Genomic DNA, 12,201 nt, shown 5'->3' with positions numbered 1-12,201 from the left:
CCCCTTTTGTTATAAACAACTTATTGAATAGGTAAGCAAAGAAAATCCGCGAGTTGTTGTAATTGTTGCTCAGAATCTAATTTAATCGACCACTGACATTGCATATCATACGCTGTGATGACATTGGCACCTCGTCCAATAAGTTGTAAAGCCTCAATTTGGCACTGCATACTCACATTCGCAATTTGGCTCAAACGCACCACAATCTCGTGTTGATTGGCTATGATTTTTCCTTGCGAGAATTCGATGATCATTTTCTATTTTTAACCGCCATAGTAATTCGGCTAGTGCACAGTAAGCGCTGTTCTTCATCAACAATCTCAATTTGCCACACTTGAGTTGAAACACCGATATGAATTGGCCAAGTTTTTCCAGTGACAACCCCGCTACGTTTAGCTCGAATATGGTTGGCATTAATGTCTAAACCAACACAATAGGAATTCTCATCCACACACATATTCGCAGCCAATGAACCTAATGTTTCCGCTAATACGACAGATGCGCCACCGTGTAATAAGCCCATTGGTTGGTGAGTAATGCTTGAAACCGGCATGGTGGCTGAAATGCTATTATCCGTGATCTCCACATACTCTATGTTTAGATGCTCCATTAATGTATTGCGTGAAGTTGCATTTAAACGCTCTAAAGTCACGTCTTTTTTCCAAATCATGTTGATCCCTACTGTTGTTAATGAAGTTATTGGTAGCAGCCATTAACAATATTCTTATCAATAACTAAGTGCAAGATTTCACTTCTCAATATACCGAGGATTCTTTATCTTGATTACAGTTTTAACGTTCATAACGTAAATTGCAGCTTCAGATAATGTGTTTTAAAGTTAACTTACTATTACCAATTAGGGATCAAGGAATGGTTATGATGAGAATGTCGCCGAAATTAAAGACTTTCACTTTAGGTGGATTGTTCGTGCTGGGATTATCGGCTTGTACTTCCTCCCCAACAGGAAGAAGCCAAGTGATCTTATTTTCAGACAGTGAAATGTCACAACTAGGCGCTCAATCTTTTGAACAAATGAAACAAAATGAGAAAGTCAGCAATGATGCTAAGGTGAATGCCTATGTGACTTGTGTGGCAAACGCAATCACAAACCAAGTGCCAAAACAATCAAGCTTCGACCAATGGGAAGTGGTGGTATTTAATTCCGACCAAGTCAATGCATTTGCACTACCTGGCGGTAAAATTGGTGTGTATACCGGATTATTGAAAGTGGCGACCAATCAAGATCAACTCGCAACCGTTTTAGGCCATGAAGTGGCTCACGTATTAGCCAATCATGGTAATGAAAGAATGTCACGCAGCCAAATAACCAACACGGGTCTGCAAGTCAGCGATTTTGCGTTAGCGGGGACGGAATATAAAGAAATGGCGATGAGCGCGTTAGGCTTAGGTGTCGAATACGGCATTAATTTGCCTTATGGACGAACTCAAGAAACCGAAGCGGATATTATGGGGATCGATTTAATGGCTAAAGCGGGCTTTAATCCCCAACAAAGCGTTCAATTATGGAAAAATATGGCGAAGGCATCAGGTGGCAATCAACCGCCAGAATTATTGTCCACTCACCCATCACACAGCACTCGCATACAAGACTTAACCAAGGAAATAAAACATTTACCACAATATACAACTCCAACCCCTAATTGCCAGGCATAGGTTGATATCAATGCAATGACAAAATACGTCATTACATCGGTCTCTTTGATTATTTAGAACTCCGCCAAAAATAATACTCATGGCGACAGCAGAGCATAAATTTATTGCTATAGTGAATAAACAATAACTCCCAATAATGGGAGAACGGGTGTCACTTCGCTTGCAGCATCCCCCTAAGGGTAAGTCAATTGGCTTACCCTTTTTTCAACCTTGTCAAAATCAAGAGCGACCTATCCGATATTTGAGTTTATATAAAACAATTTGATTTGTTTTAGCTCAATGCTTTTTTCTGGTTTTAATCTAAAATCAGGCGTAAAGTACCCACAGTTTTTGTACGAGGATAAACATATGACAACAGAAGTAGAGTTAGAAGTAAGCGCAGAAAATGAAGTATGCGAAGCTTGTGGCTGTAGTGCTGAAATGGGATTTTTCATTAAAGAAGGTGACGATGTTGCTGAAGTGACCATTTTAGCTCAAGGTAAAGAGCTGTTAATCGCTCAACTTCAACCTTATCTTCAACTTGCTGAGCGTGTAAATCCAAACTACGAAAGTGAAATTGAAGATGTTGCGGAAGATGCAAATCAACTCACTGCTCGTATTAAATTTGAATGTAGTGCTGAAAAGTTAATTTTTGAACTTCAAAGCCGTTCTTTGAATCGTTAATAGACTTACACTTATATTATTTGGCCAACTTTAAAAGTAGTTTGTAATAAAAAAGCAACTGATTAACTCAGTTGCTTTTTTTATGTTCTCATTATTGATGTCGAGTTCCCGACTACTCTATTTCGGCTTTCTTCGCGACGGGGTTTGCATACATTGCCACGAGTTTTTTCTGAGCGCCTGGGGATAATGCTTTCAATTTTTTCGCAAAATGAGTTTCAACTTCTTCAGTGATCGCATCGCTTTGCTTGCCTGCCGCCAACAAGTTTACAGGGTATAAACGGTATAACGAATGAATTTGGCGATCTAGTTCTATCGCCAATTCATCAGGAGTTTCAAAATCACCTGTGATCACATCACCAAAGCTGACATGGACTCGCCCTTTTTCACCAATAATGCCTTTTACAATACTGGCAATATCTTCAAACTCTGTCTTTTCATATTTGCCATTAACTTCTATTTCATAGAGTTCTTTGGCTTTATCAAGATCACACGGATCATTTTCGTATGAAATCGAAACTGGCACTATTTTCAGTGATTTAATGTAGTCAGGAAATGGAATCTTTTGACGACGCCCTTCTACATGAAACATTTTTAAAATAGCTGGCTCTGTCATGTCATTGCCGTCTTTTGCTCGGCCTTCACGCTGAGCAATCCAAATAGAGTTTTTGGTGTCTAATGAATGTTTAATATAAGACGATAGCAAGCCTAACGCTTTCATCATTTCACGTGGTGCTTTAATTGAGCGTTTTACGATAAAGCTTTTATTTAACTTCATCATCTCAGTTGCACAAGGCATTTTTAATAAGTTATCACCAATCGCGATACGGACCGTTTGGTGCCCATTATTATAAAGGCCCCAGTTGACTAACGCTGGATCCATTGCGATGTCACGGTGGTTAGAAACAAACAGGTAGGCTTGTTCAGGGTCGAGCTTTTCTAATCCAGAATAAGTTACGCCATTCGTTGTTTTATTCAGTGTTGATCCCATGTAGAGCTCAACTTCACGTTGGATATCATCAACGGTTTTTAGCTTCGACCATTTGATTTTTAGATATACTTTTATCGCAGGAGAGACCAGCTTTTTGAACCAAGCAGGTTTATGAGAAAAACGATATTTGATGATGGCATTAATGAAGCTGTCATCATTAATTAAACGCTCAAGAGCGGCTGGGATTTCATCATCATTATAAGGACGAATTTCTTTGTATGGATCGTTATCAATGCTCATTAATTTACTGCAGTTATGAATAAACACGTAATTTTACGATGATATGAACCAAATAGACAGGAACAATCTCAACGCAAAGCCAATTGGATGCGTAAAGTACATGAATTCATTAAATTAGTGAATAGACGAATGTTCAACTTTAACAAAACACTGTGATTCATTGAGCTAAAACAATAATTGTGATGATGTTATTGATATTAAAATGATTGGAATAGCGAGTAGAAAGCGTTATCGTAGCGCTGAATTTTCATCGCTAAAATATGACTCATGAACTATTTAATTGCTCACCATACCTATCAATATCCTTTTCTACATACCACTGCACGTAAAAAAACGATAAAGCACAAATTGATTTCGGTTTTAAGCGGTTTTGCTACTGTACGTCTAGGAAAGCAGGAATATGTAATCAATGCTGGTGATGCTTTTTGGCTGCCTTTGGATTGCCTAACGGCCCTAACTTACTTCCCTAATTGTACATTTATAGAAGTCGAAGTTTCGGTACGTTCAAGCAAAAATTATCCGCATCATGCTGGTTTAGTTCAGCCATCTTCACTGCTCAATGCATTGTTGGAGAAACTGAGTGATTCACCATTTACTCCTAATAATCATGAACAGAAAAAGTGGTTAGACGTGGTCGATTTTGAACTTGAGAAGCTTTCACCGCTGTTAGACGAATCAGTAATGACTTTAGACCAAGCGGATAAGTGTTCAAATATAGATAAAACGTCACTGCAAATGGCGTTGAAAGTAAGACAAGCGTTTAAGTTACGTTCCTCTGGTATCAAAGCGGAACGTATTATCGATGAAATTTTTTCTGCCAATGCTCAGCAAGCAGAGCAATTGTGCCTTGCGATTGCCAATCAAACACTGAATCGTTAGCGCTCTTTTTGTGCTCAGCAATAAAGTCGGTTTTGTTTAATATAGGTCGCGACAGAGGGAGTTGTCAGATCATCAATAGCTTGATGGCTGGCAAGACGCTGTCTTATTTGGGTGCTACGAATCGGTAATGTTTCTGGGCAAGCTAATACCGACCATTTTGTGGTTATTTCATCCGCTTTGTAGAACTTTGAAAAATTTAAAAAATTATCTGGGCCAAGTATAAATGTAAGTTGGCTGTGTGGATAGACTTCTTGTAGCGCTGTCATGACGGCAAAGGTCGTCACGGACTGAGCTTGATGTTTATCACTTGGCTGTAAAATTGATTCTTCAATATTACTCATCTGCACGTTATCCAATCCTATATCAGCAATAAAAGCTTCAACCATCTTGCAACGATGGGTATAGGCAATCATGTCTTTTCCCCATGCGTGAGCAATACTCGGCACGAGTAACACCAAATCAAAATGTTGAAGTCTTTCTAGAACACTTTTATGCCCAAAACTGGGTGGATTAAACGCGCTGCCAAAAATTGCAATGTTCACTTAAATGACATTCCTAGAGTGATAAGAAACTAAAGCAAGATTAACATTGATGATGAGTCAGATAAACGAGATGTTTGTTTTTAATAAAAATACAAATATCAATTGCTGTTTAGACTCGCATCAAAAGGTAATTTAGTTATATGATTAGAATCACAGAATTAAACGATACCTAACTAACGTCAAGAGGAAGCAGCCAAAGAAGTGCAAAACTTTATCCGGGTTTATATTGAACAGAAATAGAATCACACGACCATTATCTGTCTTACCTAAAGTTTGTTTTATTCTTGATGAAATCTGCACCTTGACGTTACTTCGGTAGACCACATTTTTTGCTGCACAATAAGGAATTCTCATGGAGCAACTCATTCGCCAAGAAATGCACGTATTACCCTCTATCGATGCTCAATTTGAAATTACTCGTCGAGTTTCATTTATTAAAAACAAATTACAACAAGCTGGTTGTAAGTCTCTAATTCTTGGTATTAGCGGCGGTGTTGACTCAACCACCTGTGGTCGTCTAGCACAGTTAGCGGTAGATGAACTTAACAACGAAACTCAGTCTAACGATTACCAATTTATTGCTGTTCGCTTGCCTTATGGGGAGCAACAAGATGAAGATGAAGCACAAATTGCATTGTCTTTTATTCAACCAACCCACTCTATTTCAGTCAACATTAAAGCGGGTGTTGATGGCCTAAATGCGGCTAGCCATGAAGCATTAAATGGAACCGGTTTATTACCTACAGATCTCGCTAAATTAGACTTTGTTAAAGGTAATGTTAAAGCTCGTGCGCGCATGGTTGCTCAATACCAGGTGGCAGGTTACGTTGGAGGGTTGGTTCTAGGTACGGATCACTCTGCAGAGAATATTACGGGTTTCTATACTAAGTTTGGTGATGGTGCTTGTGATCTTGCCCCTCTCTTTGGGTTAAATAAACGCCAACTACGCCAAGTTGCCGCAGAGTTAGGTGCGCCAGATATTTTAGTTAAAAAAGTACCAACCGCTGATCTGGAAGAACTTGCTCCACAAAAAGCCGATGAAGAAGCATTGAACTTAACTTATGACCAAATTGATGACTTCTTAGAAGGCAAACCTGTACCTCAAGAAGTGACTGACCGCTTGGTGGGCATTTATAAAGCAACGCAACATAAGCGTCAGCCGATCCCAACCATTTACGACTGATAAGTAACGGGGTTCACCACTTTATATAAAAAAGGCTCACCATGCAGTGAGCCTTTCTAATTTATCGAAGATGATTAACGCTTATTACTTATTGTTTAATGCCTTCAACGTAAAGGTCTAGATCAACGTAGCTTGCCCCTGCCATTTCTTGAATTCCAAAGTCTTTTACTTCTAGACGAGTAGTACCTTTAAAGCCTGCACGCTCACCGCCCCATGGGTCTTTACCTGCGCCAATAAATTCTGCATTGATACTTACCGGCACCGTTTTACCGTGTAGTTCTAAATTACCATCGACCACTAATTTTCCATCACCTTTATCGGTGACTTTGGTGCTAGTAAATGTCGCTTTTGGATATTTACTCACATCCAAAAAGTCATCACTGCGAATGTGTTTATCACGATCAGCCTGATTTGAATCAATACTTCCCGTATTCACTACTACATTGACTTTTGAAGCTTCTACGTTCGCTGGATCATAAGAAAAAGTACCTTCAAAATCGTTAAAACGACCTTGTGTAAAACTGTATCCTAAATGGCTGACTCGAAAGTTAACCGAAGCATGAGCCCCTTTAGTATCAATTTTATAATCAGCAGCCATTACGCCCATTGGCAATACCATTGTGGCACAAAGGCCTGCGGTTGTTAGCCACTTTTTCATTTCCATTTTGATCATTTTATCGCTCCTGTCATTTTTCTTAACGTATTGTCTTTATTAACAAAGTGATGTTTAAGTGCGGCTATCGCATGTAAAGAAGCTAAGCCAATTAAGGTGCAAGCAAAGTAATAATGCAACCAACCGGCAATGTCCGATTGATCTTCAAATAAAGCGCCCAGAGATGGCACAGTGTACCAATCAAAAATATCGATCCCTCTGCCGTCTGACGTTGAGATTAAATACCCTGAAATGAATATGCCAAATAACAGCGCGTACATAAGAAAATGTGCGATATTCGCTGCGAACTTTTCAAAACCAGTACCTTCAATTTCAGGGGATCGGGTTAATAAACGCCAAGTCACACGAAATATCGTATAAAGAGCCAATAGCAACCCAACCGATTTATGCCAATGAGGCGCATCTTGATACCAAGCGCTGTAATAACTGAGATCTACCATCCATAAACCAACAGCAAATAAACCAATAATGATAACAGCAGAAAGCCAATGGTTAACTTTGGCTATGACGTTATAGCCTTGTACAACTCGATTCATGCAAACAAATTCCATATAAATGAAAGTGACCTTGTCTATGATTAACAGTATTACCAAATGTTCCCAAAACATAAGCATGGGGATTGGACAAGTTGTTCAAATTTCTTGATGAAGAGAACCACTATTGTGACAACCATTGATAGTAGAAGGAATAACAAACATATAATCGCAGTTACTTTTATGTAACAAAAGTTGTGTTAATGAATGTCAGTTAAATTTTCAATCAGTTATGAAATTATTTTTTAAATAACTAGGTCATATAAAAACTAGTGGACATATTGTCTTTACCGTATTTAAAGAAAGGATTGTTTTATGTTGATTAAATCGCGCCCCTCTTGGTTTTTAAGTGATAACGATGCCACACCAGAATCTATCTATAAACAACGCCGTGATATTGTAAAGAAATTAGGTATAGCGGCGGCGGTTGTCCCTTTTGCCTCTCAAGCTCAGGCTGGTTTATTCGATGTTTTCAGCTCGCCTAAAGAGAATAATACCAACCTAGCCGACCCAAGAATTGCGTTAGAAGGAATACCATCGAAGTATTCCACCGACGGGTTAAACCTAACGCCAGAAAACAAAGTGCTGACTTATAATAACTTTTATGAATTTGGTACCGGTAAAGGTCAACCTGCTGAGCAATCGAAAGGATTTAAAACGACCCCATGGACAATTGAAATCACTGGCGAAGTCGCCAAACCTGTTAAGCTTGATATGGCTGATGTGATGAAAAGCATGGAAATTGAAGAGCGTATTTATCGGCATCGTTGCGTAGAAGCTTGGTCGATGAATGTACCTTGGCTTGGTTTTCCCTTGGCTTCTCTATTAAAGCTAGTGCAGCCAACCAGCAGAGCGAAGTATGTCGCCTTCGAAACACTTTATGACCCCGAACAAATGCCAGGACAACGCGGTTTTTCAAGTATTGATTATCCTTATATAGAAGGTTTAACGATTGAAGAAGCGATGAACCCTCTCACCTTAATGACGGTTGGGTTATATGGCAAAACACTTGCTCCGCAAAATGGAGCGCCTTTACGCTTAATTGTGCCGTGGAAGTACGGTTTTAAAGGTATTAAATCGATCGTCAAAATTCACATGCTTGAAAAACAGCCACCGACAACATGGAACAAACTTGCTCCCGATGAGTATGGATTTTATGCCAATGTTAACCCTAATGTTGACCATCCTAGATGGAGCCAAGCGAGTGAACGTTTTATTGGTGAAGGCAGTTTGTTTAGCTCGACTCGTCAAGACACGTTGATGTTTAATGGCTATGGTGAACAAGTCGCTTCTTTGTATAAAAATTTAGACTTAAAGCGGAATTATTAATGTCTTTAAAACCTAAACATATACTTGGCCTAAAGGTGGTCATTCATATTGGCCAACTTTTTTCGTTTACTTGGCTAGTGTTCGCGGTGATAAATGGACACCTCGGTGCGGACCCAGTTCAACCTATTATCCATTTTACAGGCAAAGCAGCATTGAATACCTTGTTGATTACGCTGCTGGTTTCTCCTGTGGCTAAAAGATTCAAGCAAGGCCAATTAATCCGGACACGGCGCTTATTAGGCCTGTACAGCTTTGCCTGGGCGGTTATTCATTTAACTGCATTTGCTTGGTTAGATCTCGCGTTGGAGTGGCAATTGATCGGCAGCGAAATAGTCAAACGCCCATATTTAGTATTAGGGGCAATAGTTTGGGTGATTTTGCTTTTGTTAGCGATAACGTCCACACAAGCGATTCAACGAAGAATGGGGAAAAAATGGCAACAGCTTCATAATTGGGTCTATATAGCGGCCATTTTAGCGCCGATTCATTATTACTGGTCAGTAAAGTCGGAAATTTTAGAGCCAGGTATTTATATTGGATGCGCTCTGATATTACTTTGGATAAGAAAAGATAAAATTCAGCGCTGGATTAACATGAGCACGGCCAATAAATCATCGCCACCTAACACTCGTTCAAAGCATAAAACGTCATAAAACCTTAATTCTAATTTGGCACCCTGTTTATTACTTTTGCTAAACGATGATTTTTATTTGAAGACACTAAAACGGTATCAATACGAACGCTATGCGGTGTTATGCCGCTTAGCCTATCCACGTGTTTTTAAGCAGACTCGTTACGGTTTTGATCCAAACGGACAAAGAATTATCAACAATTCTAGAGGGAAAACCTTAATCCGGGTGTTATGGAGTAAAGATAAAGAAGAAGTGATTGTGGTAATTAAAGGATCACATAGCGTAAAAGATTGGTTGTTAAATTTTGCAATGTGGCATAAATCCTGCCAAGCCACTTTAGGCTTACCTTACTCTATTCATGCTGGTTTCTATTCTCTTTTACATCAAGAAAGCCTGCCTTCTCACCGTGATGATAGATTGGGCGATTCGGTATATATTCGTCTAGAAACGGTATTAACACCTTTGATTAACCAAGGTAAGCGAATTAGCTTAACAGGTCACTCTTCAGGGGGCGCAATTGGATTAGTCTTTGCTGATTACTTGGAGCGTAAATACCCAAATATCATTAAGCGAGTGGTCACATTTGGCCAACCGGCTATTGGTGGTTGGAAATTTCGGCGACATTATCAACTTTCAAGAAGAACATTTAGGATATGTTGCGATATCGATATTGTGACCTTTCTTCCCCCTATTCCACTAATGTATTGGCATGTAGGAAAAATGCTGTGGTTATATAATGAGCGAGTTTATGAAAATACCCCAACTATATTACGTTTGGGTCGTTCTTTATTGAGCTGGTTAATTAGGCCTTTTTCGTATCATTTAATGAGTAAATATATACGAAATAAAGATTTCTTCGATGACCATTAACATATAAGAAACATCTCACTTGGACATGCTTATTCCCGAATTCAACTCCGAACTGCGACATTTGTAATTTCAAGCAGCCAACATCATTTTGCTAAAAATGACGGCTGGTTGCTTGAACCCTAAACACTTCTTTGGACGATAATTTATCCGAAGTTGGGCTCGCTCAACTTCATCATCACTCACCGACCGTAAATCTGTTCCTTTCTTGATATATTGTCTCAACAGGCCATTAGCATTTTCATTAGCACCGCGCTCCCAAGAACTATAAGGGTGAGCAAAATACACATCGGTTTCTAAGGCTTGTGCTACTTCCATATGACCCGCAAATTCTCTGCCATTATCGGCCGTTATAGTATGAACAAATCGTTTGTATGGCCGTAATAAGTCTATCGTCGCTCTGGTCACATCTTCTGCTGATTTTGAAGGCACTTTTTTTACTAAATAAAACCGTGTGGCTCGCTCTAAGATTGTGACAATAGCGCCCGTACCATGTTTACCAAGAACTGTATCAATTTCCCAATCACCAAAACGTGTACGATTATCGACATCTTTGGGTCTTTCATCTATTGAAATGGCATTTTTATTGCGGGAGCTTTATCTTTCTTGCCTCTTCTATAGCGTTTATGACCTTGGCGTAAATGACGAAACAGTTTACCGCCTTGCCGTTTATTGCAGGCAATAAAACGGTAAATCCATTCATGACTGACTTTTTCTCCAATACGAGTAAGAACGTGAGATATTTGCTCTGGACTCCAGTCTTGCGTTATTAAAAACTCAATAAATTCCACACGTTGTTGCGGTACTCGATACTTAGATGCGTTTAATCGCTTTGCCCTAGATAGTTGCTGGGCTGTATCTGGTGAATATTGTTCTTTTGTACCGCATCGTCTCAACTCTCTATAGAGAGTTGAGCGGTGACATTTTACGGTTTTGGCAATTTCAGAAATTGAAATTCCCTGTTCTAAAAGGGCAGAAATCTGGTATCGTCTTCCCTCGGTCAACTGCTGATAATTCATGGTAGTCCGCTTGTTTCTTTGGCGAGAAGAGCGTACCACTTTCAGCAGTTGGCTTCCTCTTCTACACCATTCCATGAATGTCGCAGTTATTATCTGAAATCAGGTTTAACGTAAAAAAAAGCCGTTTAAACTTCTAAATACATAGCTGAGTAATCTAGGATTTGTTATCTTAAGCCTAACCTCTAGTAGTCGTTTGAGCATCTAAATCAATGTCAAATAATTTCGACATGTCATTCTTTAAAGATGAGTGTGGCAACCATTTTGCAAAATATAAAAATTTCATATTAAGCAGTGTCTTTCAACCGATCTTTAATCAAGACAATGAGGTTGTCGGTGTAGAAGCATTATTGCGGATGAAGGATAATTCAGGCGAACATATCTGCCCTGGGTATTATTTTTCCGATGATAATCCCCAAAATGATGATAAAAATGCCATTGATTTGATTAGCCGTATTCTGCATATCAATAATTTTGTTGATTCTAAACACAAGCAAATTAAGCTATTTCTAAACTTTTTACCTAATAGCTTTAGGGTACTTGAGCAATCTTGTATTCACGAAGTTCGTTTCTTAAAAGAGCTAAAAAAACTTAAAGTTTGTTCAGATCAAATTGTACTTGAGCTATTAGAGTTCCATTGTGAAAATATTGAGCAATTACAAGCCTCGGTAAAAAAAATGAGTGGTCATGGATTTGACATTGCTATCGATGATTTTGGTTCTGAATACTCAAACAGTGAGCGTGTAGAACTTATCAATCCAAGCATTGTGAAAATTGATCGTATGTTGCTTGATCTGTACATGAAGGGTGATAAAGAAAAGTTACTTGAAGCAATGTCTATTGCTAAAACCTATAACGCTCAAACCGTTATCGAAGGCATCGAGAACAAGCAGCAACTTGATACGATGAGAGCGTTGAATATCGATATGTATCAAGGCTACTTGATCCGCACCAGCAGTTTTGGACACCGAGTTAAGTGAGT

The 12,201-nt window shown here is 39.1% G+C and carries 14 protein-coding genes and 1 pseudogene; 8 read left to right on the top strand and 7 right to left on the bottom strand.

Translation table 11 applies throughout. The features are described 5' to 3' along the window. Window positions 1-20: 20 nt before the first annotated feature. Entirely contained in the window at window positions 21-254 is a 234-nt protein-coding gene (locus VRUMOI_RS06605) for a DUF3389 family protein (protein WP_089138233.1), read from the bottom strand. Then, window positions 251-670 (bottom strand): hotdog fold thioesterase, encoded by a 420-nt coding sequence (locus tag VRUMOI_RS06600; RefSeq protein WP_089138234.1) that lies wholly within the window; start codon window positions 668-670, stop codon window positions 251-253. Before VRUMOI_RS06600 ends, VRUMOI_RS06605 begins: the two co-directional genes overlap by 4 nt. Before the next feature lie 215 nt (window positions 671-885). On the opposite strand from VRUMOI_RS06600, the gene VRUMOI_RS06595 reads away from it, so the two are divergent. Together VRUMOI_RS06595 and VRUMOI_RS06590 are read left to right on the top strand one after the other, a co-directional pair. Then, complete coding sequence (locus VRUMOI_RS06595) at window positions 886-1,674, top strand: M48 family metallopeptidase (protein WP_089138249.1); 789 nt, start codon at window positions 886-888, stop codon at window positions 1,672-1,674. Between the two features lie 348 nt (window positions 1,675-2,022). Further along, window positions 2,023-2,337, top strand: a complete 315-nt coding sequence (locus VRUMOI_RS06590; RefSeq protein ID WP_089138235.1) for a DUF406 family protein — start codon at window positions 2,023-2,025, stop codon at window positions 2,335-2,337. Window positions 2,338-2,449: 112 nt separating this feature from the next. Here VRUMOI_RS06590 and VRUMOI_RS06585 read toward each other — a convergent pair whose 3' ends face one another. Then, window positions 2,450-3,565, bottom strand: coding sequence for a 1-acyl-sn-glycerol-3-phosphate acyltransferase (locus tag VRUMOI_RS06585; RefSeq protein WP_089138236.1), 1,116 nt, complete (start codon window positions 3,563-3,565; stop codon window positions 2,450-2,452). 267 nt (window positions 3,566-3,832) lie between these two features. Between VRUMOI_RS06585 and VRUMOI_RS06580 the strand changes: the two genes are divergently transcribed. Further along, a complete protein-coding gene (locus VRUMOI_RS06580) occupies window positions 3,833-4,444 on the top strand; it encodes a cupin domain-containing protein (protein ID WP_089138237.1) in 612 nt (203 codons plus the stop codon). 14 nt (window positions 4,445-4,458) lie between these two features. On the opposite strand, the gene VRUMOI_RS06575 is transcribed toward VRUMOI_RS06580, so the two are convergent. Continuing rightward, window positions 4,459-4,986 carry a nicotinate-nicotinamide nucleotide adenylyltransferase gene (locus tag VRUMOI_RS06575; RefSeq protein WP_089138238.1) on the bottom strand — a complete coding sequence of 176 codons (528 nt, stop codon included), beginning with the start codon at window positions 4,984-4,986 and terminating at the stop codon, window positions 4,459-4,461. 352 nt (window positions 4,987-5,338) lie between these two features. On the opposite strand from VRUMOI_RS06575, the gene nadE reads away from it, so the two are divergent. Beyond that, complete coding sequence (gene nadE, locus VRUMOI_RS06570; RefSeq protein ID WP_089138240.1) at window positions 5,339-6,169, top strand: ammonia-dependent NAD(+) synthetase; 831 nt, start codon at window positions 5,339-5,341, stop codon at window positions 6,167-6,169. Between the two features lie 88 nt (window positions 6,170-6,257). Here nadE and VRUMOI_RS06565 read toward each other — a convergent pair whose 3' ends face one another. After that, window positions 6,258-6,827, bottom strand: coding sequence for a YceI family protein (locus tag VRUMOI_RS06565; RefSeq protein WP_089138250.1), 570 nt, complete (start codon window positions 6,825-6,827; stop codon window positions 6,258-6,260). A gap of 11 nt (window positions 6,828-6,838) precedes the next feature. Continuing rightward, on the bottom strand, window positions 6,839-7,378 hold the full coding sequence (locus VRUMOI_RS06560; protein WP_089138241.1) for a cytochrome b: 540 nt from the start codon (window positions 7,376-7,378) through the stop codon (window positions 6,839-6,841). A 312-nt stretch (window positions 7,379-7,690) separates the two neighbouring features. Between VRUMOI_RS06560 and msrP the strand changes: the two genes are divergently transcribed. Genes msrP through VRUMOI_RS06545 form a run of 3 tightly spaced genes read left to right on the top strand, consistent with a single transcriptional unit; the run spans window position 7,691 to window position 10,206 of the window. Then, on the top strand, window positions 7,691-8,704 hold the full coding sequence (gene msrP / locus VRUMOI_RS06555) for a protein-methionine-sulfoxide reductase catalytic subunit MsrP (protein WP_089138242.1): 1,014 nt from the start codon (window positions 7,691-7,693) through the stop codon (window positions 8,702-8,704). Then, entirely contained in the window at window positions 8,704-9,357 is a 654-nt protein-coding gene (msrQ, locus tag VRUMOI_RS06550; RefSeq protein WP_089138243.1) for a protein-methionine-sulfoxide reductase heme-binding subunit MsrQ, read from the top strand. Before msrP ends, msrQ begins: the two co-directional genes overlap by 1 nt. A gap of 57 nt (window positions 9,358-9,414) precedes the next feature. Continuing rightward, a complete protein-coding gene (locus VRUMOI_RS06545; protein ID WP_089138244.1) occupies window positions 9,415-10,206 on the top strand; it encodes a lipase family protein in 792 nt (263 codons plus the stop codon). Between the two features lie 69 nt (window positions 10,207-10,275). Here the strand turns inward: VRUMOI_RS06545 and VRUMOI_RS06540 are convergent. Then, a pseudogene (locus VRUMOI_RS06540) lies at window positions 10,276-11,222 on the bottom strand (IS30 family transposase). Between the two features lie 209 nt (window positions 11,223-11,431). Between VRUMOI_RS06540 and VRUMOI_RS06535 the strand changes: the two are divergent. Next, the gene (locus VRUMOI_RS06535) at window positions 11,432-12,199 is read left to right on the top strand and encodes an EAL domain-containing protein (protein WP_110410651.1); all 768 of its coding nucleotides are present in this window, start codon (window positions 11,432-11,434) and stop codon (window positions 12,197-12,199) included. Window positions 12,200-12,201 lie beyond the last annotated feature (2 nt).

Source organism: Vibrio rumoiensis (assembly GCF_002218045.2).
Lineage (GTDB): Bacteria > Pseudomonadota > Gammaproteobacteria > Enterobacterales > Vibrionaceae > Vibrio > Vibrio rumoiensis.
The sequence above is the reverse complement of the archived record's forward strand: the minus strand, read 5'-3'. Positions and strand labels throughout refer to the sequence as shown.

Coding starts and splice junctions, on each gene's coding strand:
- VRUMOI_RS06605 (WP_089138233.1), bottom strand. CDS start 254: ATGATCATCGAATTCTCGCAAGGAAAAATCATAGCCAATCAACACGAG.
- VRUMOI_RS06600 (WP_089138234.1), bottom strand. CDS start 670: ATGATTTGGAAAAAAGACGTGACTTTAGAGCGTTTAAATGCAACTTCA.
- VRUMOI_RS06595 (WP_089138249.1), top strand. CDS start 886: ATGTCGCCGAAATTAAAGACTTTCACTTTAGGTGGATTGTTCGTGCTG.
- VRUMOI_RS06590 (WP_089138235.1), top strand. CDS start 2,023: ATGACAACAGAAGTAGAGTTAGAAGTAAGCGCAGAAAATGAAGTATGC.
- VRUMOI_RS06585 (WP_089138236.1), bottom strand. CDS start 3,565: ATGAGCATTGATAACGATCCATACAAAGAAATTCGTCCTTATAATGAT.
- VRUMOI_RS06580 (WP_089138237.1), top strand. CDS start 3,833: ATGAACTATTTAATTGCTCACCATACCTATCAATATCCTTTTCTACAT.
- nadE (WP_089138240.1), top strand. CDS start 5,339: ATGGAGCAACTCATTCGCCAAGAAATGCACGTATTACCCTCTATCGAT.
- VRUMOI_RS06565 (WP_089138250.1), bottom strand. CDS start 6,827: ATGAAAAAGTGGCTAACAACCGCAGGCCTTTGTGCCACAATGGTATTG.
- VRUMOI_RS06560 (WP_089138241.1), bottom strand. CDS start 7,378: ATGAATCGAGTTGTACAAGGCTATAACGTCATAGCCAAAGTTAACCAT.
- msrP (WP_089138242.1), top strand. CDS start 7,691: ATGTTGATTAAATCGCGCCCCTCTTGGTTTTTAAGTGATAACGATGCC.
- msrQ (WP_089138243.1), top strand. CDS start 8,704: ATGTCTTTAAAACCTAAACATATACTTGGCCTAAAGGTGGTCATTCAT.
- VRUMOI_RS06535 (WP_110410651.1), top strand. CDS start 11,432: ATGTCAAATAATTTCGACATGTCATTCTTTAAAGATGAGTGTGGCAAC.